The sequence below is a fragment of the Chryseobacterium sp. HNCC26DJ240 genome, assembly GCF_057180485.1.
In genome coordinates, this window is record NZ_JBXUGK010000002.1 from 22,340 (window position 1) to 41,831 (window position 19,492).

Annotated in this window: 21 protein-coding genes; 8 read left to right on the forward strand and 13 right to left on the reverse strand. The window is 36.3% G+C overall.

Translation table 11 applies throughout. The features are described from left to right. Positions 1–15: 15 nt before the first annotated feature. From AC2A1G_RS03200 to AC2A1G_RS03210, 3 genes are all read right to left on the reverse strand, one after another. Positions 16–708 (reverse strand): T9SS type A sorting domain-containing protein, encoded by a 693-nt coding sequence (locus AC2A1G_RS03200; protein WP_484045516.1) that lies wholly within the window; start codon positions 706–708, stop codon positions 16–18. Between the two features lie 4 nt (positions 709–712). Then, complete coding sequence (locus tag AC2A1G_RS03205; protein WP_484045517.1) at positions 713–1,300, reverse strand: phage tail protein; 588 nt, start codon at positions 1,298–1,300, stop codon at positions 713–715. Positions 1,301–1,418: 118 nt separating this feature from the next. Then, complete coding sequence (locus AC2A1G_RS03210; protein ID WP_484045518.1) at positions 1,419–2,495, reverse strand: DUF4407 domain-containing protein; 1,077 nt, start codon at positions 2,493–2,495, stop codon at positions 1,419–1,421. 139 nt (positions 2,496–2,634) lie between these two features. Here AC2A1G_RS03210 and AC2A1G_RS03215 point away from each other — a divergent pair, with 139 nt between their 5' ends. Further along, complete coding sequence (locus AC2A1G_RS03215) at positions 2,635–3,036, forward strand: hypothetical protein (RefSeq protein WP_484045519.1); 402 nt, start codon at positions 2,635–2,637, stop codon at positions 3,034–3,036. A gap of 17 nt (positions 3,037–3,053) precedes the next feature. On the opposite strand, the gene ruvC is transcribed toward AC2A1G_RS03215, so the two are convergent. Continuing rightward, entirely contained in the window at positions 3,054–3,608 is a 555-nt protein-coding gene (ruvC, locus tag AC2A1G_RS03220) for a crossover junction endodeoxyribonuclease RuvC (RefSeq protein ID WP_484046034.1), read from the reverse strand. Positions 3,609–3,888: 280 nt separating this feature from the next. Here ruvC and AC2A1G_RS03225 point away from each other — a divergent pair, with 280 nt between their 5' ends. The 3 genes from AC2A1G_RS03225 to AC2A1G_RS03235 are packed head-to-tail and all read left to right on the forward strand — an operon-like array spanning position 3,889 to position 6,454. After that, entirely contained in the window at positions 3,889–4,734 is an 846-nt protein-coding gene (locus AC2A1G_RS03225; protein ID WP_484045520.1) for a hypothetical protein, read from the forward strand. A gap of 1 nt (position 4,735) precedes the next feature. After that, positions 4,736–5,620 (forward strand): hypothetical protein, encoded by an 885-nt coding sequence (locus tag AC2A1G_RS03230; protein WP_484045521.1) that lies wholly within the window; start codon positions 4,736–4,738, stop codon positions 5,618–5,620. Positions 5,621–5,623: 3 nt separating this feature from the next. Continuing rightward, positions 5,624–6,454: a hypothetical protein gene (locus tag AC2A1G_RS03235; RefSeq protein ID WP_484045522.1), complete on the forward strand. Its 831-nt coding sequence runs from the start codon at positions 5,624–5,626 to the stop codon at positions 6,452–6,454. 88 nt (positions 6,455–6,542) lie between these two features. Here the strand turns inward: AC2A1G_RS03235 and AC2A1G_RS03240 are convergent, their stop codons facing one another. From AC2A1G_RS03240 to AC2A1G_RS03280, 9 genes are all read right to left on the reverse strand, one after another. Further along, a complete protein-coding gene (locus AC2A1G_RS03240; RefSeq protein ID WP_484045523.1) occupies positions 6,543–7,070 on the reverse strand; it encodes a 2'-5' RNA ligase family protein in 528 nt (175 codons plus the stop codon). Positions 7,071–7,164: 94 nt separating this feature from the next. Next, entirely contained in the window at positions 7,165–8,250 is a 1,086-nt protein-coding gene (locus tag AC2A1G_RS03245; protein ID WP_484045524.1) for a serine hydrolase domain-containing protein, read from the reverse strand. Between the two features lie 70 nt (positions 8,251–8,320). Further along, complete coding sequence (locus AC2A1G_RS03250) at positions 8,321–9,133, reverse strand: hypothetical protein (RefSeq protein WP_484045525.1); 813 nt, start codon at positions 9,131–9,133, stop codon at positions 8,321–8,323. Positions 9,134–9,150: 17 nt separating this feature from the next. Beyond that, entirely contained in the window at positions 9,151–9,999 is an 849-nt protein-coding gene (locus AC2A1G_RS03255) for a hypothetical protein (protein WP_484045526.1), read from the reverse strand. Positions 10,000–10,013: 14 nt separating this feature from the next. Beyond that, the gene (locus AC2A1G_RS03260; RefSeq protein ID WP_484045527.1) at positions 10,014–10,886 is read right to left on the reverse strand and encodes a hypothetical protein; all 873 of its coding nucleotides are present in this window, start codon (positions 10,884–10,886) and stop codon (positions 10,014–10,016) included. Between the two features lie 686 nt (positions 10,887–11,572). After that, complete coding sequence (locus AC2A1G_RS03265) at positions 11,573–12,280, reverse strand: Dph6-related ATP pyrophosphatase (RefSeq protein ID WP_484045528.1); 708 nt, start codon at positions 12,278–12,280, stop codon at positions 11,573–11,575. A 3-nt stretch (positions 12,281–12,283) separates the two neighbouring features. Continuing rightward, positions 12,284–13,078 (reverse strand): GLPGLI family protein, encoded by a 795-nt coding sequence (locus AC2A1G_RS03270; RefSeq protein ID WP_484045529.1) that lies wholly within the window; start codon positions 13,076–13,078, stop codon positions 12,284–12,286. Positions 13,079–13,209: 131 nt separating this feature from the next. Continuing rightward, positions 13,210–13,407, reverse strand: coding sequence for a hypothetical protein (locus tag AC2A1G_RS03275; RefSeq protein ID WP_484045530.1), 198 nt, complete (start codon positions 13,405–13,407; stop codon positions 13,210–13,212). Positions 13,408–13,539: 132 nt separating this feature from the next. Then, positions 13,540–16,905: a methylmalonyl-CoA mutase family protein gene (locus AC2A1G_RS03280; RefSeq protein WP_484045531.1), complete on the reverse strand. Its 3,366-nt coding sequence runs from the start codon at positions 16,903–16,905 to the stop codon at positions 13,540–13,542. 211 nt (positions 16,906–17,116) lie between these two features. Between AC2A1G_RS03280 and AC2A1G_RS03285 the strand changes: the two genes are divergently transcribed. From AC2A1G_RS03285 to rpsB, 4 genes are all read left to right on the forward strand, one after another. Continuing rightward, positions 17,117–17,443 (forward strand): hypothetical protein, encoded by a 327-nt coding sequence (locus AC2A1G_RS03285; RefSeq protein WP_484045532.1) that lies wholly within the window; start codon positions 17,117–17,119, stop codon positions 17,441–17,443. A 133-nt stretch (positions 17,444–17,576) separates the two neighbouring features. Beyond that, positions 17,577–18,032 (forward strand): 50S ribosomal protein L13, encoded by a 456-nt coding sequence (gene rplM, locus AC2A1G_RS03290; RefSeq protein WP_056075141.1) that lies wholly within the window; start codon positions 17,577–17,579, stop codon positions 18,030–18,032. Between the two features lie 7 nt (positions 18,033–18,039). Continuing rightward, positions 18,040–18,426 (forward strand): 30S ribosomal protein S9, encoded by a 387-nt coding sequence (gene rpsI, locus AC2A1G_RS03295; protein WP_056028995.1) that lies wholly within the window; start codon positions 18,040–18,042, stop codon positions 18,424–18,426. Between the two features lie 207 nt (positions 18,427–18,633). Beyond that, entirely contained in the window at positions 18,634–19,395 is a 762-nt protein-coding gene (rpsB, locus tag AC2A1G_RS03300) for a 30S ribosomal protein S2 (RefSeq protein WP_484045533.1), read from the forward strand. The last annotated feature ends 97 nt before the right edge of the window (positions 19,396–19,492 follow it).

Consider the following 19,492-nt stretch of genomic DNA (forward strand, 5'->3'; position numbering starts at 1 on the left):
ATAAACAGCAATGTATTATTTCTTGATAAATTTAAATTCATAATTTTTACCATCAGCATCTTTTATTCTGAGCATAAAAGTTCCTGCGCTTAAATCAGAGACATTCAATCTATCTTTAAAATTTTCTTTTCTTACAAGCTGTCCAGACATGTTATAGATTTCTACAAATTCAGCATTCGTAATACCTGAAATTTTTATAAAATCTGAAACAGGATTTGGGAATAACTGAATTTGGGCATTTTTCACACTTTCAGCGGTCGCAAGAAATGAAGTATGCACATCGCCACTCATGGTAGAGTTGGCGGCAGATAGGCTTCCGCCACATGCTCCCGAAGTTACAGCGGTGTTTTCAACCCACGTTCCAAAGTTATTGGCTGGTGGATTGGCTACATTATTATTACCTGTAGAATTGTAATAAATTAAATAAGGGTTGGTAAAAGTTCCGTTTCCTTCATCGGCTAAAAATTCCCATCTGCTGAGCGTATTGTTCCATTGTAGTTTAAATTCACAAGTTCCAAGTCCTCCACAATCCTGATCTCCGTTGACAGGGATGGTGATGTAAATATTTTTACCGAAAGAATCTACTCCTGTTTTTGTGAAAGTAAAAGTATTGCTGCTGTCAAAAAGATTATAGCATCCTTTGAAAGTTATCGTCTGGGCGAAAGCTGAGCTTCCGATTGCCAGAGCTAATACATATAAAACCTTCATTTTATTAATTAAATGATGGGAATACACCTTGCAATGCGATAAAACATTTCACCGCAAGATACGGAGGTCTGTTTTCGTGTGGCTGACTTCCTCCCGTTGGAGCAATCATTGTAGTTTTCATTTGAGTATTGCTGTTTGCATCAGAATATTCTTTATCAAGTGCCTTTGTGTCTGCAGGAAGATTGTTGGTGGGTGAGTTTTGATTTCCTTCCGTAGAAACAGCAGCCACGGTATGGCTGTGTGAAGGCATTTGTGCTGTGGTAAGTGTTACAGATTCTACACCTCCCGTTTGTCCTAGTACAACCGGGCTAAGACCTGTTCCCGTTCCCGGATGTACCAATGATCTGCCTCTCATGTCTGGCAAAGCAAAGGTGGTCTGCCCATTACCGCCAAAAGTAGTTCCGAGAAGTGAAAACAATGCAGTGTTTTGTGCTATAGAAAGAATCTGACCGTTGCATTCTGCCCAACCATTTGGAGTGTTGGTGTAAGGAGCAAACATAATTTGTCCTAAATATGGTTGATACTGAGCTTTTACAAGCGGTGATGATAGGGCGCCCAAAAGTAGGGCACCTGCAAATGCTAATTTTTTCATGATGAATTAGTTTTAAATTTTGTCTTACTAAGTTAAGATTTCTTTTGTAATATTTTTCAAATAAAACAAAAAAACCTTTCAGGATTAACTGAAAGGCAGTGTTTTGAGATGTTTAAATTTAAACTTTCCTTTTTAAATCTTCCTTGAAATCATCAATTCTGAAATCGGTTTGTGCATTTCCTTTCTCGATTTTTTCCTTTGAATAAAGCCTGAAGTCATTTTCGGTTTTCTCCAAAAGATAATCATACGGTCCCACCGAGGAAATTAGTTTAACCAAAACAGGAGAAATTTCAAGACAGATAAAAAGGCACATAATGAAAGCTGCTGCAGTGGCAATAATAGCTGAGTTTTTTCCTAATTCATCCAAAGCCTGCAGTCTTGCTGCGAATCCGTTGAATTTATCTTCAAAGGTTTCAGTAGATTTTCTTTCCGTTTCAAGATTGGTGTAGACTTTGGATATTTCCTTATCTAAATATTCCAATATTGGTGCGACTTGCTTCTGGTAGTTTTCCAAATCCTGTCTTCGTTGCTCTTTCAGTTCTTGTTTTCTCTTGGCATTCGTTCCAAAACCAACTTTTCCGCTGGTGAGATTTGATTGTTTACCCAGAATTTCCTTTTCCAATTCCACTGCTGCAGAATCATATGATTTTTGATATTGAGCAGTTTTTTCGGCTATTTGCTCTTTTTCTTTTTCAAAAGGTCCGCTTTGCTGAAGGATTCTTCCGTTCAGTTGTTTTTGAAGTTCGGTTTTGTTCCTTTGAATAATTGTGTTGAGTTGCTTGTTGACTTCTTTCTCAAAAATTTTAAGCTCTAAAGGTTTAGAAATAATAATTCCTAAAAATGTTGCCAAAATTAATCTTGGAATCGACATCAAAATCTGATTCCACCAGGTTCCTGTTTTTTTAATGGATGAAACGATGTACCTGTCAAGATTAAAAATCATCAGTCCCCAAAGAATCCCGAAACCTACGGAAGCCCAAATGTCATCAAAAATAGTGTACATAGCGTAAGCCGCAGATAATGTTGCGAAAACTGCGGTAAACAAAACGATTCCACCGATTCCTGCAAATTTATTCCATTCGCTGGGCGTTTTTCTTAAGATGTGAATGTTTCCTCCCGAACAAATCAAAAGGAATTTCTGAAACCAGTTGATTCTGTGATTCGTCTGATATATAGTTGTTTGTGTGTTTTTCATTACAAAATTTTATACAAAATTAGTATTAAAATTCATACCATTGTTACAAATAGTAATATGTTTTACCAAGTAATTTTAAATTAATGTTTTTAAATTGCATAATAATTGCATTTTGTATCCCAACAATAAAAAATATTTTATGAAAAACGCTATTAAAATCTCACTCCTTTCGTTGGTTTTTCTAACTGCTTCTTGTAAAAACGAAGATCCTGTAGATATAGAGTTGAAAGATGCTGCACTGAGCATGAATAAAATGACGCCTCAGGTTTTAAGCGATGGAATAAGGCTAGACAGTGTTTCTGCAGGACATTTAAGCTTAAAATATAATTATACGCTGACAGAAGATGTGAAAGAAAATGTAACGGCAGAAGAAATAAAATCTTTTAAAGATGAAGCTAAAGAAGCGGCAAAGAAAAGTCTGAAATCATCAGCAGATATGGCTGATTTGAAGAATAATAAAATAAAATTTGATTATATTTATTATGACAAAAACGGAAAAGTAACCGCAGATTTTTCGGTGTCACCCGAAGATTATAAATAAATTTAAAAACTCCGGGTCTATTTTAAACGATCCGGATTTTGCTTTAGAAAACTTTCCCAACCAGAGTAAGATTTGGTGTCAGAAAGAGTTCCGGAATTAAAATGATGACAAACCGCTACCGCCAAACCATCTGAGGCATCCAAATATTTTGTTGGAAATTCTTTTAGATTTAAAAGATTTTTCAGCATTCCTGCAACCTGTTCCTTGCTTGCATTACCGTTTCCGGTGATTGCCATTTTTATTTTTTTTGGAGAATATTCCGTGATTGGAATGTTTCTGTGAAGGCTCGCCGCCATCGCTACTCCTTGAGCTCTGCCCAATTTAAGCATTGACTGTACGTTTTTTCCGAAGAAAGGCGCTTCCAAAGCCACTTCGTCCGGATGAAATTCATCGATTAAGGCTAAAGTTTTGTCGAAAATATATTTGAGCTTTGTTTCGTGGTTCGGGTATTTTTTCAAAATTAATTCGTGAATAGAAATCATTTCCATCTTCCCTTTTTTTACCGAGATTAAACCAAATCCCATCACGGCTGTTCCGGGGTCAATTCCTAATATTATTTTCTCTGCTGAAATCATTGTTGCAAAGATAAGTTAAGTTTTTTAGTTAAAAATAATCGTTTATATAGAGGTATTAACTGAAGTCGAGATACACAGACGTTGTTTCAATTGTGTAAATTTTTCAATAAATAATTTATTTTGGTGTATTTTATATGTTTTATATTGTTTAATTATAAAACGTTTTAATTAAATAATTACTTTGGCATTATTAATTTTATTGTTAATTCATTAACATAAAATAATTATTGTTTTCAAAAATGAATTTTTATTTTTGCAAGATAATTAATACTGATTTATGCAGAGTTTTCAGATCAAAGCAGTCATTTTCGGAACGCTTTTGATGTCATCCATCTTTTTTGGACAAGTGGGCATCAATACAGCAACACCACAATCAACTTTGGATGTTAATGGTGATATGGCTATGCGAAATGCCTTGAACCTGGAAGTCACCAATGTTGCCAATGGAAATGAAGGTGTTGCCAATCAACTTTTGGTCTCCCAAGGCGTAGGTAACACAGCGCTTTGGAAAACGGCTAAAGTATCTTTCCTGGAAAATGAACAGTACAAGCTGATTAATACCTATCTTCAGAGAGATGATTTAGGTATCCAGAATCCTACAGTTTCTGCGCCCAATGTAAGTGTAATTGGCGAAGCTTTCGATTCAAGATGGCTGAAAATTGACGGTCTTACTACCGAAATTGAAATTAAAGCTGCGAAGAATAAAGTTACATATCAGCTTCAGTCTGGTGTGGAATTAGTAAATAAGTCCGTAGGAGCAGGATCTTCTGTAAATTATATCTGTGGTATATTCAAAGCGCCTAAGCTGGTAACACCTCCACAACCTGTTCCTGTGCTTGTAGCATTGCGTCCGGATGTAATTACCACTGTGGATGCGAGCCCTGTTCAGGGTATGTTTACTTTAAATTACACAGAAGTAAATGCTGCTGTAGGTACTTATGTGTATAGCGTGGCATGTCGCAAGACCGGCTCTACGGATAATACGAATAATTATTTCAGAGTGGGAATCAACAACGCATCATACGGACCAAATCCTCTCACACTGAATACTTCTTCTACTCCTTTTGCGCTGAGGTCATTATTCAAAATCGATGTTGCCGAACTTGTAATCTATACCAATTAATATGAAAAAGACTTTTATAATATTCAATTTCTTGCTTGCAGTTTTAGTTCAGGCGCAGGGAAATATTGGTATCGCTACTGCCAGTCCGAAGAAGAATCTTGATATAAATGGTGATTTGAATATACGAAATAAAGTATTTTTGGATAATGGGTCAGGAGGTTTGCTTGCAGGACAGGCAGGGCAGTTTCTTGTTTCGCAGGGTCCGGGGAAGCCACCGGCCTGGAAAACCCTCAGAATTCCAGAGTATCTCACAGATAAATATTATGTAATCTTTAATGATTCTTACAGTGACCTTAATACAGACCCGGACGCCACTGTGCCGCCGCTTGTAGGGCCGTCCGGAAAGACAGGGCAAGGCGTAACATTTGCAGATAACGAAACGGCCACCACGGTGATTCCTGCAACTGATTTTATTGTAAATGCACCTCTTGCTAGCTTACTTACAAAAGGTTTTAAATCAATTAACAGACTTACGCAAAATTTTACAGTGAGCAGTACAATCAGCAGTTCCTATTTTACATTTGAAACCGTAGTACAGCAAAATAATACAACTACAGTTACTTCAGATATTAAATTTGCATGCGGAATATTTGTAGATGGTTCGCTCAAAAGTATCAGGCTTAATGTTCTGCCAAGAAGTACAACCGCCAATTTTACTTTCATTACCCATACGCAGATAGGGGGAGTAGAGAATCTCACTTTGGGAACTCATACGGTGGGTGTTGCCTGTGCAAGACTTTCAACTACAAATGCCGGGATTTCTCTGGGGATAGGTGTTCCCGCCGCAACAGCAGTAACAAATCTCAATAATTTTATGACACAATCTTCTTTGAAAGTTGATATTTATGAAATTCCACAATTTTTTTCACCTGTAATTATACCTTAAAAAATGAAATGTATATTTTCATCAGTAATGATTTGTCTTTCTTTTACCTTCCATGCTCAGGTAGGAATTAATAGTTCTGCTCCTGCGAAAATGCTGGATGTAAATGGTACATTAAGTGTACGAAAAGAAATAAGAACCGCTGGTTCTGCTGGTACTTCGGGTCAGCTTTTCGGGGTGGTAGAAAGTGGAAATACATTAGGTGATTCCTGGAAGACGGTTCAGATTGCCAATGGCCAGGGGAGTTTAGCACTGTATTTTCTCAATACAGTGAAAGACGATATTGGTTTGGGTTTTACAGCAGGAGGATACACGGGTATTTATACATTGGATTCAGATCAGACCACATCTACAGGTACCACGACACCTAACTGGGTGTATGTGGAAAATGCTCAGGATAAATTTACAGTAACAAAATCAGATAATAAGTCTAAGGCAATTCTCTCTTTTCAAACTACTGTTCAGATTGCAAAACCCGCTTCATCTACGTGGACAAACGGTATCGGGTCAGCAAGTTATGCCTGTGGAATTTTTCTTCAGAAACAATCTACAGACGGAAGTCCGAATCCTCCATTCAAGCTAAAAGCTGTGAGAAATGATGTATTAAGAGGAGTATCCGGATCGTACAAGATTTATAATCTCAACATCACACTGGATGCTCTTGCACAGGGAAGTTACATTGTAAGAGCGGCATGTAGTAACAGGAATCTTGGTAGCAATACTTCAACTCCGCCAACGGTTGCGAACTTAGGAATCGGAAGAGCTGTAGATACCAATACACTTAATGCTGCGATGTCTCAAACGACGTTAACGACTTCTTTGCTGGAGTCTTTCTAGTTAGAAATAAAAGCTAAAATAAAAACAGCACAGCATTTCTGTGTTGTTTTTTTATGCAATGATGAGATCATTTATTTTAGATTTTAATTTACTCTTTAGATAATTTCTTTTCATTTAACGGAACCCATTTACCATCGTGTCTGAGGAGAAGAATTTTATCAACGGTAAATTTAGTTTTATAGATTTTGTCTTTGTAAATTTCCCAGACTTTGAGATAATTTTCAAAAGTTAAATTTCTGTAACCAACCGTCATGTGTGGATGAAAAGAATATTTGCCAAAACTAAATTTTTCTTTTACATTCAAATAAAGCTGTTTCAGTTTTTCATTTTCTTCTGGTTGTACAAATAAAACCGGATTTTTCGGATTGGGAAAACTTCCAAATCCATTCAGTGTAATTTCAAAAGGAGAAATGTCGGTGTTGATTTTCTGAAAAGCAATGTGAATGTCTTCTTCCAGTTCAAATTCCCTTTCAAAAGGCGGTAGTAAAGTGATGTGAGCATCATTGGTTAAAGCTTTAGAATTGCCAAAATTTAAAGCCAAATCTTCTTTAAAAATTCTAATCTCATCTATAGTTTCCTGATTAGGATAAATGGCAATGAAGTACATTTTTTTCATAAGATGAAATTAAGTTTTTAAAATTTATTTTAATACATAAAAAATTATGGATGAGTTTGTGAGGTATTCATGTTTAAAAGAAATTTTAATGTTTCTACTTAATTGATTCGATTAAATCTAAAAATTTTTTAATTTCCTGATGAGGTTTAAAAGCTGCATTCTTACCTTTTTCCTCATCTGCAAAATTGGATAGAATAATCACAGAGGTTTTAGTTTCGGGATAATAAATATTGAGCGATGGCGCACCTTTCACATATCCGGAATGAAAGTAGGTGAGAGGTTTTTCGGTATTCATCATGATGCCGTAGCCGTAATCCATTTTTCCGAAAACGGGATGCTGTCTTTCTGAACTTTTGGTTAAAAACTTTTTGAGTGTTTCTGTTTTAATGATTTTTCCGTTGTATAAAGCGTTATTCCAGGTATGCAAATCATCGATGGTTGATAAAATTCCGCCGGCGGGAATTCCTATTTCTTTGTTGCTCAACCGTTTTGGCATGTGGTTTATTTTCTGAGGCTTTTTCAGTGTTCCCACATAAGTTTGGGCGAAATTTTGTCCTTCAAACGCCGTTCCTGTTGAGGAATTTTTCATGCCTGCTTTTTCAAACAAAGCTGAAATATTTTCATCAAAAGATTTCCCTGAAATATTTTCTACGATTTTACCTAAAGCATTAAAGCCGTCATTTGAATAATTGAAACCAATACCGTTTTTAAATACCAGTTTTTCGCCAAAATTGTTTAAACCGGATGAATGATTTAACAATTGATGTACTGTAATGTTTTCGTACTCTTTTTTCTGAAGTTCTTTTACGTATTTTGAAGCTTTATCATCAAGGCTAAGTTTTCCATTTTCTACCCATTTCAAAATTAAAACTGCCGTAAACTGTTTGCTGATGGAAGCAATAGAAAAGATGGTTTGGTTATTTATTTCAGTGGAATCATCAAAATTCGCAAAACCTTGATTTTTTCTGTACAGTTCAATACTGTCTTTAAAAATTCCTACAGAAGCGTTGAATTCGGTTTCAGAAAAAATGGAATCGAGCTGTGCTGAAATCAGTTTTTTTTGATAATCCAAAACCGCTGAATCTGCGATGGTTTTTGGGTTAGTTTTTTGAACAGTATTGGGTTTATTACACGAGTGTAATAAAAATAAGAAGCTGAAAATGGCAAAGACTTTTTTCATTATTTGGTTTAAAATACCATTAAATATAATGAAAAATATAAAACTGAATTAAAAGAATTTTTAGATTTTTTTAAAGTTCCACAATAGAAAATCTGGTATTTCCGGTGGTGGAAATTGTTTTGGCGGAGCCTGTAGTCTGCCAGATTTTTGGTGAAAGCTGTTGTCCTGCATTTAAAGATACGATTCCGGAAATATAGGCTGTTGACGTTGAGGTGATGGCTGTGGGGAAAGCTTTTAAATATTTAATAAACAGTGAGTTGTATTCTATTTGAGCTTCAATCTGTGTATTGGCATTAATGGCGCCTGAATTAAAAGAGTAAATGAAAGAAACGGCATATCTTCCTGTTCTGGGAGCAGTAAAAATACCGGTAGTGGAGTTGTATGCTCCTTCTGTATTGTCTTTTATGGTTGCCCAATTGCTTACGGTAGTAAGTGTGCTTACAGAAATACTCTGAGCCACATTTTTCTGAGCTAAAACCTGTAGTTTTCTTGCTACAGATGGCATACAAGACCAAACGCTACCGTCTGAATATTCCAAGCATTTTGTGGAGGTGTTGTATCGCACGGCTCCAGCACCGGCTTGAGCTGCCGTTTGAGTGGTGTTTCCAATGCCTATAGCTGAATTTCCAGAGTTTGCTCTGATATCCAGATTGGCGATAGCTGTAGTTTTGCCCGCGGCCGTTTTTCCTTCGTTGGTAAAAATTACATCATCGGAAGATAACACAGGATCTAAAACAGTGTTTGTTCCATTATTTGCTGCTACGTCGATGTGCATAAGAGAAAGTGGTTTCTCTGTATTGATGCCCAATTGCGCTGCTACATTGCAACCGATTGAAGATATTAAATATATTATTATCGTAAGTGAAAGAAGGTTTTTTTTCATTGTATATGTTTATAATTTTAGTTTTCTTTAACCGAAAAATTTTGAAAACCTTGAGAACTGACGGTTCCTACGTGAAGGGTTTTATTTGAACCTAAATTGTGGAAAACAGCCATTCTCACTTTTTGACCCGTCTGCAGATAGTAGTTTATTGTACAGTTATCACCTGCAAAAACAGAAGATCCTGCTGTTGGGAAGCTTGTTGTGCATTTGTTTTCATTAATCACGTTATTCGAAGCGTCTAGGATTTGAAAATTAATATGTACGTAAGAGCCTGCGACTACAGAGCTGCTTGCAAACAAAAAAGATCCGTTAATCATATAGACAGAATCTTTCGGAGAGGTAAAGACGCCATTAGAGAAACTTCCGCTGCCCAAGGTATTGCTTACTACGGTAGGCCAGTTGGTGAGCACTGTTGAGGTGTTGTTATTCAGTGTGGTAGCTGTGCTGTTGTTGGTGACTGCCAATGTCATTTTTTCAGGCTGGCTTGTAGAGTTTAGGTTTACCCATTCCAGTCCGTTTGAGTATTGCATTAAACCGGCTTCGTAACGTATCGCTCCTTCTTCCGCAGCACTTGCAGTAAGTGTGTTGGTGCCAATTCCGATGGCGTTTTGGGTCGAACCTGGAGATCTGAGGTCAAATTTTACTTTAGGATTTACCATACCTATACCCACGTTTCCTGATGGAAGTACAATAAAATCATTAGACTGCTGGGTATTTGTAATGGATGTCGAAGTAGCTGTACCATTATCTTTCGCTCCATCTACATGGAAAGTTCCGAGAGGATAGTTGGTGTTGATACCTACTTGAGAATGCAAAGTCTGACTGAATACAAGAACAAATAATAAAAATCTTATTTTAAGTTTCATATCTTTTAAAAATTTTAAAGTTCAACAATCGACATGATGTTTGCAGAGCCATCATTAAGTAGATTTTTGACAGAGCCAGTATTGTTTGTAATTGCGGGTCTTAAAGTGTCGCCTCTCTCCATGGTAATCTGAACATTACAAGATATTCCGAATAAGCTGCCAGAGCTGCTTCCCCCGGTTTCTCTCAGACATTGATGAAGCTGTTCGCCAGATATAGGATTCACATGTCTGAAAACCGCTGTGGCACTTCCTAAAGAAAGTGTACTGCTGGAAAACACGATAAAAATATTTACTGAGTAACTTCCTGCCTTGGGTGCTGTGAAAACACCTGTACTGGCATTGAAAAATCCTGGATTTGCATAAATACCTGCTTTTGTGTAATAAGCCTGAAAGTCTGAGGAGAGATTCCAGGTAGCTATGTTTGTAGTTGCGTTATTATTAAAATTACCGGTGAATGTACTGGAAGCTCGGATGTATATTTTTTTTGGAATTGAAGATATTTCAAACCAACTGTTGTCTTTAGAAAAAAGAATTTTTCCACCTGCTTCTGGGGTATATTGTATCGCACCTTCACCAGCATCTGTAGCTGTTTGGTTTGTACTGCCCACGGCGATAAATCCCTGATTGCTTGAGTTTCTTGTGTCTACCTTAGTACGTGGCGTGTCGCTGCCGAGAGCTAACTGGCCTGTAGGCAAAATAAAAATATCATTGCTTTTCTGCTGTGCATTGGGAGCAGTCGTCGGAGGATTGTCACCAGCACCATCTACATGGAAAATCGTTTGTGGATTAGTTGTATTAATGCCCACCTGAGCATTTGATACAATAAAATTCGTTAGTAGAAAAATGAAAAGGCTCTTCTTTGTATTTTGAGCATTGTTTATTTTCATCAGTATTCTGTTTTGCATTTAAATATTATTAATATAATATGTTATACATGTATAAAATATCTATTTTTAATAAATATGGTTGCAAATATACATAATTAAATTTTAAAGTCTTGATTGTGTGATTTGTAATATCAGTGAAGAATATTGATAAAATTGAAAAGAGAAAACGGTTAATTAACGTTTTTAATCGATTGATTAATACGCTCATTTAAAAGGAATGTAAATTTCAGAGTTTTTTACGTAGGATTATGGTTTTATGAAAACAGGATAAACATCCTCGTAATCATTTTTGTTTGTGAAAAATCTTACAAATTCTTTAGGAATATATTGGACAATATATTTGTGAGGAAATAGTGAGTAGCTCCTGGTGAACGTTTTGCTATCTAAAATTTTGCCATCAGTCAATACAAGCGAATTTTTTCCCGCCAAAGGAGATTCGATCACACCGTAATAATTGCCCCATCCATTATTTTCCAGTTTGACTGTTTTTTTCTTTCCAAGATTTTCAATGGTAACAATTTCGAGTTTCGTACTGTGGTAGATATCCTGTGGAGAAAATTCCAGTAGACTTTCACACTTTAGAATTTCTTTTGGAATTTCAAGATGATAATAGCTATTTTCATCTTCGTATAAAATTATTCATTGGCTTTCTCAGTTTAAAATTTTAACTGAAAAATTGGCAATTTTTATTTCAAAATCAAATCACAAAACCAAAAAACATACTCTCCGCCGTCGCTTTCGTCAGTTTTTGGTTTGGGATAGGTTTTCATCACGATTTCTCCGATTTCAAATTCAATTTTATTTTTAAAAATTGGTCCATCAAAAGTGAATGTATGAAACTCGCCGTTTTCTCCGCAGGGGTCAACGTTTTCAGGTAAATCTTTAATGAAATCTCTATCAATAATTCTTCCTGCAAAACTTTTATCTAAATAAGTTTCGTTGACACAGGTGACAATGGTTTTAAAGCCTAAACTAAGAAATTCGTTGATAATTTGTGTAGTGTCAATTTTCCATAGTGGAAATACGCCTTTCATTCCAATTTTTTCGAGTTGCTCCTCTCGGTAGTTCCGTAGATCTTCCAGAAAAATATCTCCGAAAACTGAATGTGTAACGCCTTGCGACTTTATTTCATTCATGGTTTTAGACATGATTTCCTGATATTCTTCCATCGAAGGCTCTTTAGGAATTTCCATTTTCATTAATGGAAATCCTACATTTTCAGCCTGTTTTTCGAGCAAAGAAACGTGAACGCCATGCATGGAAATTCTCTGAAACTCTTTATTGATGCTTGTCAGTAGAGTAGTAACTTCAAATTGGTCTTCTTTTAAAATTTTATATAAAGCTAAAGCAGAATCTTTTCCGCTGCTCCAGTTGAAGATGGCTTTTGGTTTCATAGGTCAGTCCAGAAAAACATTAATCTTTTTTAGTCTTTCGTGCATTCTGTATGTTGTCTCTTTGCCGGATGCATCAAAAATTCTTATGTTTCCATTGTACGCAGACGGATTTGCAAGATAGTTTTTTCTGGCATCAAGGTACTGCTGCTTATTTTTGGTTTTGACAGGATTTGTGTAAGCTAAAGGTTCGATTATTTCATCAGACTTTTTTATTTCTGAAGCCAAAAATTCTATCGTTCTGTTTTTATTGTAAACTTCAAGCACTAGGCCCGACAGGCCTTTAAATCTAAACGGTCCGTCAGGTATAGAAATATCCTCAGCAAACCACACAAAAAAGGTGTCGTTTGTATCAGTCATTGCTGACGCCAGTCTGCAGGTATAGCCTAAAATATCTTTCTTCTGACTGAGGATTTCCCATTTTAAATCTGGTTCTTCGTAAGCAAAAATGTATTTGCCGACATCACTGTATATTATAGTTTTCCCTTCATTTCTGTGAACACTTTCACGATGTTTTGGAAATCTAGGAATACCACCTACACTGGAATTAATTAAATTCAATGCAGAATTACTTTTTTTTCCTGATTCATTATTATAATAATCTTTCGCTTCCTGTGTATAAAATATAGATTCTATTGTATTAGAAAGTAAGATAAACTCTGCAGTTTTAACTTTCTCTCTGTGTAGCGAATCAGAAATTAGATTCATCTGATAGGTTATCTGCATTGACGCTTTCATATTTTGAGCCAGTGGAAAGATGCTGATTAAAATTATAGACAGTAGAGAAGTTTTTTGTAGCATTTGGTATTGTTGGAATAGTAAAAATACAAAAAAACCTCAAAGAAAATTCTTGAGGTTTGCTTTGTATTTAAAAGTTGGTAGTCAAAACTGTCTGCCCGATAACGCTTTTATAATTCTTCTTTTGTGATATTTTATTTATTATCCGGCTTTCCAAAATTATTTAGAGCGCTGGGTTCAATCTTGCTTCTTTCAGCTTCTTGTCTTTTTTGTAATTCTTCAGTATTTCTGTTCATATCACTTGTGTTTTTATTGTCCATCGGATATGAGTTGCAGCTTTTTAAAAATAGTAAAGCAAAAATGGTAAGAGTTGTCAGAAAAGATTTTTTCATAGTTTCTTTAAGGAGAATTAAATTTAAAATAAAGATAATTCAAAAGTACAAAAAACCTCAAAGAAAATCCTTGAGGTTTGATTTATAATTTTTAAAACAGTTAGCCGTAAAAATTGCAAGTCCGGCTACGGACTACATATTTCTTCGGTATTTACCACCCACTTCAAACAAAGCATTGGTAATCTGCCCAAGCGAACAGTATTTCACAGCATCTATCATCACGTTGAATAAATTCTGCTGATTAATTGCTGCGTGTTGCAAAGTTTTCAATGCGGCTTCGGATTTATCCTCATTCGATTTTTGGAAATTATGAAGCGTTTCTATCTGAACCTGCTTCTCCTCCTCAGTCGAACGGATCACTTCTCCCGGACGAACCGTCGGCGAACCATCTTTTCCTAAGAAAGTATTTACCCCGATGATTGGATATTCTCCTGTGTGCTTCAACCATTCATAATGCATCGATTCTTCCTGAATTTTCGAACGTTGGTACATGGTTTCCATTGCACCCAAAACGCCACCTCTTTCTGTAATTCTGTCGAATTCTGCATACACAGCTTCTTCCACCAAATCGGTCAGTTCTTCAATGATAAATGAACCCTGAAGCGGATTTTCGTTTTTAGCCAATCCTAATTCTTTATTAATAATCAACTGAATTGCCATCGCTCTTCTTACAGATTGCTCAGTCGGAGTTGTAATCGCCTCGTCATAAGCATTCGTGTGAAGTGAATTACAGTTGTCATAGATTGCGTAAAGCGCCTGAAGCGTCGTTCTGATATCGTTAAAATCAATTTCCTGAGCGTGAAGCGAACGACCTGAAGTTTGAATGTGGTATTTCAACATCTGGCTTCTCTCGTCTGCGCCGTATTTCAGTTTCATTGCCTTTGCCCAGATTCTTCTCGCCACACGTCCGATTACCGAATATTCAGGGTCGATACCGTTGGAGAAGAAGAATGATAAATTTGGTGCAAAATCATTAATATCCATTCCTCTTGACAGATAATATTCCACATAAGTGAAACCGTTTGCCAAGGTAAATGCCAACTGAGAAACCGGATTTGCACCCGCTTCTGCAATGTGATAACCGGAAATTGAAACAGAGTAGAAATTTCTCACTTTTTCTGTGATAAAATATTCCTGAACGTCACCCATTAATCTCAAAGCAAATTCAGTAGAGAAAATACAAGTGTTTTGAGCCTGATCTTCTTTTAAAATATCAGCCTGAACGGTACCACGAACTGTCGCGATAGTTTTGGCCTTAATTTCAGCATAAACTTCTGCAGGAATTACTTCGTCTCCGGTAAGTCCTAATAATTTTAATCCTAAACCATTGTTTGATGGAGGTAATTCTCCGTTATATTTTGGTCTTTCCAAACCTTTGTCGTCGAATTTTGCTTTTAAAGCTTTCTCAACATTCGCTTCAAGATTGTGTTCAGCGATATATTTTTCAACATTTTGGTCAATCGCAGCATTCATAAAGAAAGCCAGCAACATCGGCGCAGGTCCGTTGATCGTCATTGAAACGGAAGTCATTGCATTCACCAAATCAAAACCTGAATACAGTTTTTTCGCATCATCCAATGTTGCAATAGAAACTCCCGCATTTCCGATTTTACCATAAATGTCCGGTGGTAATGCAGGGTCCTGTCCATACAAAGTCACAGAGTCAAACGCTGTTGACAAACGTTTTGCATCCATTTCCGCAGAAACATAGTGGAATCTTCTGTTGGTTCTCTCCGGTCCGCCTTCTCCGGCAAACATCCTTGTAGGATCTTCTCCTGTTCTTTTGAAAGGATAAATTCCGGCGGTGTAAGGAAATCCGCCCGGAAGATTTTCCTGACCTTTCCATTTAATCAAATCACCCCAATCTGTATATTTTGGAAGAGAAATTTTTGGAATTTTTAAATGAGATAAAGATTCTGTTGAGGTTTCTACTTTAATTTCTTTTCCACGAACAAAATAAGAATAAAATTCAGCTTTGAAAGCCTCTTTCGTATCGTCCCAATTTTTCAGGAAATCGATATTTTCCTGTTGAAGATCTTTTTCGGCTTTTTGATATTCAGTATCTAAAGTTTCATTGGAAAGGAATTTTTTCACGCCTTCAATATGATACATTTTTCTTGCTAATTCTGCCTGTTTTTCAACATTAGCATCATATTGTCTATTGTTTTCAACAATTTCTGATAGATAACGAACTCTTTTTGGAGGAATAATTGTGATGTCTTCTGAAACTTCCTGTTCAACAAAACCTTGAAATTTTGGAGCATTGTCACCCTGAGCTTGTCGAAGGGTTTCATTAACTTTTTCAATTAATCTATTATATAAATCAGTCGTTCCGTGGTCGTTGAACTGAGATGCTTTTGTCGCATAAACCGGCATATCATCCAACGGACTTTCCCACAACAAATGGTTTCTTTGGAACTGCTTTCTTACGGCTTGAAGTGCATCTAACGCACCACGTTTGTCAGATTTATTTAAAGCAACTAAATCTGCGTAATCCAACATGTCAATTTTTTCCAACTGCGTTGAAGCTCCGTATTCAGGCGTCATTACGTACATTGAAACATCAGCAAAATCCGAAACTTCTGAACCCGATTGTCCGATGCCCGAAGTTTCCAGAATGATAACATCAGGATGAGCCAATTTCAGAACATTTAATGCTGAATGGATGAACGGAGAAACAGAAACGTTGTTCTCTCTCGTTGCCATCGAACGCATATAAACTCGCGGATCATTGATCGCATTCATACGAATTCTGTCTCCTAATAATGCACCGCCAGTTTTCTTTTTCGAAGGGTCGATTGAGATGATCGCAATTTTTTTATCAGTGTTCGAACGTAAGAAACGTCTTACCAATTCGTCTGTCAAAGAAGATTTTCCTGCTCCACCTGTACCTGTGATACCGATGATTGGAATGTTTAAATCTTTTGATTTTTCGTCAATGGCTTTTACCAAATCAGGTTTTTCTTCTGAAAAGTTTTCAACCGCAGAGATGATTTTTGCAATGCTGGTCGAGTTTTCAAAACTGATATTATTTAAATCTTCAGCAGTTACTTCTTTTCCTGTTGCAAAGTCTGATCTTTTCACCAAATCATCGATCATTCCCTGTAAACCAAGTTCACGGCCGTCGTCCGGAGAATAAATTCTGTCGATTCCGTAAGACATAATATCTTCGATTTCTTCCGGCAGAATTACACCACCGCCGCCGCCAAAAATTTTGATTTGCGGTGAGTTTTTCTCTCTTAAAAGGTCGTAGATGTATTTGAAATATTCGTTGTGACCGCCTTGATAAGAAGTTAATGCAATGGCATTGGCATCTTCCTGAATGGCTGTATTCACCACTTCTTCAGCAGATTTGTCGTGGCCAAGGTGGATAACTTCGCATCCTGTTCCCTGGATCACACGACGCATAATATTGATGGCTGCATCGTGCCCGTCGAATAGGGAAGCTGCGGTTACAATTCTTACTTTGTTTGTTGGAGTATATTTTTGGGTTTCCATATTGTTTGTAGAAAATTTCTAAGTTTTCAAATATAACAATTTAATAAAAATTGAATTTAATAATATATTTAATTGATTTTGAGTCATTTAATTTAATTTGTCAAATTGAGATTTCACTTAAAGCCTAATATTTGATAGTTCGGGGCACAGATTATTTAGTTTAAAATTTATTCTTTGAAAAAAACTTTATTTTTGCACCATTATATAAGGTATGAAAAAATCATTATTGTATTTCGCTCTTGGAACGGTTGTCAGTTTCCTGATTAATTATTTTTTCACAGAGACCAAAGATCTGGGGTTGGAAGTTTATTATGCATTATCATTCGGGGTCGCCTGGGGATTGGCCTATTATCTTGATATGGGTGATTTTAAACTGGTTCAGAAAATGAGTTTCTCGTTTTTAGCGATGATTATTTTGGTTGTTGTGGGTGTTTTGATCTTTAATGTTGAACTTGCCATTCCGTCTATTCTGAAATTTTCTACGGTCTTTGTTGCTTATTATTTTATTGCAAGTTTCAGATCAAACAGAGCTTCCTGAAAGTAAAGAGGTGAAAATGAAGATGAAAGATATTCTCAAGACATTTTAAATAATATTTTTCTGTTCAAAAAATAAAGTGTACCTTTGCACACCCTTTTAAGGGAAAATTATGTTTAATCTTTAACTAAAACGTGTGAATACATTAAGTTACAAAACTGTTTCAGCGAACAAAGCTACTGCAAATAAAGAATGGGTTGTGGTAGACGCTGAAGGACAGCCGTTAGGAAGACTAGCTTCTACGGTTGCAAAGATTTTGAGAGGTAAGCACAAAACGAATTACACACCTCACGTAGATTGTGGTGATAATGTAATCGTTTTGAATGCTGGGAAAGTTACTCTTTCCGGAAACAAGTGGAACGATAAGACTTACATCTGGCATACAGGTTACCCTGGTGGACAGAAGTCTATGACAGCTCTTGAACTTCAGAAAAAAGATTCTTTAAAAGTATTGGAAAAATCTGTAAAAGGTATGCTTCCAAAAAACAGATTAGGATCTGCATTGCTTAAAAACCTTTATTTATATGAGGGAACTGAGCACAAGCACGAAGCTCAACAGCCGAAAACAATTAATGTTAACGAATTTAAATAATTAAATTATGTCTATAGTTCACAAAATCGGAAGAAGAAAAACTTCTGTAGCAAGAGTTTACGTAAAGCCAGGAACTGGTGTGATTACAGTAAACGGTAAAGAGGCTGCAACTTATTTCTCTACAGACGTGATGGTTTACAAATTAAACCAGCCGTTCATCCTTTCTGAAACTGTTGGTCAGTACGACGTTACCGTAAATGTTTTCGGTGGTGGTAATACAGGTCAGGCAGAAGCTATCAGATTGGGTATTTCCAGAGCTCTATGCGAAATCAATGCTGAATTCAGATTAGCTTTAAAGCCAGCTGGTTTACTTACAAGAGACGCAAGAATGGTGGAAAGAAAGAAACCAGGTCAGAAAAAAGCAAGAAAGAGATTCCAGTTCTCAAAACGTTAAGATTTGCTGCTGGCGAATGGCTTCTGGCTATTGGCTACAGGAATTTATTAAATTTTATTTAAACTTAATCCCGGCGAAAAGCCAATTGCCAAAAGCAAAAAGCCAAACGCCAATTGCCCGTTATGTTTAGCATCCAAACGCTTCTCCCATCTAAAGAATGCGTTGATTGTTTAAAAAGCGGAAAGTAAACTAACAAAAAACAAAAACATGGCAAAAGCAAATGTAAAAGACCTTCTAGAGGCTGGCGTACACTTCGGTCACATGACTAGAAAGTGGAACCCAAATATGGCTCCATACATTTTTATGGAGAAAAACGGTATTCACATCGTAGACTTACATAAAACAGCTGTTAAATTGGATGAAGCTTGTAGCGCTTTAGAGAAATTAACTTCTGCAGGTAAAAAAGTTCTTTTCGTAGCTACTAAGAAGCAAGCGAAAGAAGTAGTTGCTAAGCATGCTGCTGAACTTAATATGCCTTATATTACTGAAAGATGGCCAGGAGGTATGTTGACGAACTTCGTTACTATCAGAAAGGCGGTAAAGAAAATGAACCATATCGACAAAATGAAAAAAGACGGTACGTTCGAAACTTTATCTAAAAAAGAAAGATTACAGGTTGACAGACAAAGAGCTAACTTAGAGAAAAACTTAGGTTCTATCTCAGACATGGTGCGTCTTCCTTCTGCAATCTTCGTTGTAGATATCATGAGAGAACACATCGCTGTAACTGAAGCTAAGAAATTAGGTATTCCAGTTTTCGGTATTGTTGATACAAACTCTGACCCAAGAAAAGTTGACTTCGTTATCCCAGGAAACGATGATGCTTCTAAGTCTATCGATATGATTTTGAGCGTAGTTTCAGAATCTATCAAAGAAGGTCAGACTCAGAGAAAAGCTGATAAAGAAAAATCTAAAGAAGAAGGTGATGTAGTTTCTGCTGATAAAGATGCAGACTTCGACGCTGAATAATTGAAGATTATCTTTAAAATATTAGAACCGCAGATTTTGTCTGCGGTTTTTTTTGATCAGTAATTTTTTATGCAGGAAGTCTTATTTTCTAAACTTT

Coding starts and splice junctions, on each gene's coding strand:
- AC2A1G_RS03265 (WP_484045528.1), bottom strand. CDS start 12,280: ATGAAACCAAAAGCCATCTTCAACTGGAGCAGCGGAAAAGATTCTGCT.
- AC2A1G_RS03275 (WP_484045530.1), bottom strand. CDS start 13,407: ATGAAAAAATCTTTTCTGACAACTCTTACCATTTTTGCTTTACTATTT.
- AC2A1G_RS03270 (WP_484045529.1), bottom strand. CDS start 13,078: ATGCTACAAAAAACTTCTCTACTGTCTATAATTTTAATCAGCATCTTT.
- AC2A1G_RS03255 (WP_484045526.1), bottom strand. CDS start 9,999: ATGAAACTTAAAATAAGATTTTTATTATTTGTTCTTGTATTCAGTCAG.
- AC2A1G_RS03260 (WP_484045527.1), bottom strand. CDS start 10,886: ATGAAAATAAACAATGCTCAAAATACAAAGAAGAGCCTTTTCATTTTT.
- AC2A1G_RS03200 (WP_484045516.1), bottom strand. CDS start 708: ATGAAGGTTTTATATGTATTAGCTCTGGCAATCGGAAGCTCAGCTTTC.
- AC2A1G_RS03235 (WP_484045522.1), top strand. CDS start 5,624: ATGAAATGTATATTTTCATCAGTAATGATTTGTCTTTCTTTTACCTTC.
- AC2A1G_RS03250 (WP_484045525.1), bottom strand. CDS start 9,133: ATGAAAAAAAACCTTCTTTCACTTACGATAATAATATATTTAATATCT.
- AC2A1G_RS03245 (WP_484045524.1), bottom strand. CDS start 8,250: ATGAAAAAAGTCTTTGCCATTTTCAGCTTCTTATTTTTATTACACTCG.
- rpsB (WP_484045533.1), top strand. CDS start 18,634: ATGGCAAAAGCAAATGTAAAAGACCTTCTAGAGGCTGGCGTACACTTC.
- rpsI (WP_056028995.1), top strand. CDS start 18,040: ATGTCTATAGTTCACAAAATCGGAAGAAGAAAAACTTCTGTAGCAAGA.
- AC2A1G_RS03205 (WP_484045517.1), bottom strand. CDS start 1,300: ATGAAAAAATTAGCATTTGCAGGTGCCCTACTTTTGGGCGCCCTATCA.
- AC2A1G_RS03215 (WP_484045519.1), top strand. CDS start 2,635: ATGAAAAACGCTATTAAAATCTCACTCCTTTCGTTGGTTTTTCTAACT.
- AC2A1G_RS03210 (WP_484045518.1), bottom strand. CDS start 2,495: ATGAAAAACACACAAACAACTATATATCAGACGAATCACAGAATCAAC.
- AC2A1G_RS03225 (WP_484045520.1), top strand. CDS start 3,889: ATGCAGAGTTTTCAGATCAAAGCAGTCATTTTCGGAACGCTTTTGATG.
- AC2A1G_RS03240 (WP_484045523.1), bottom strand. CDS start 7,070: ATGAAAAAAATGTACTTCATTGCCATTTATCCTAATCAGGAAACTATA.
- AC2A1G_RS03280 (WP_484045531.1), bottom strand. CDS start 16,905: ATGGAAACCCAAAAATATACTCCAACAAACAAAGTAAGAATTGTAACC.
- AC2A1G_RS03285 (WP_484045532.1), top strand. CDS start 17,117: ATGAAAAAATCATTATTGTATTTCGCTCTTGGAACGGTTGTCAGTTTC.
- AC2A1G_RS03230 (WP_484045521.1), top strand. CDS start 4,736: ATGAAAAAGACTTTTATAATATTCAATTTCTTGCTTGCAGTTTTAGTT.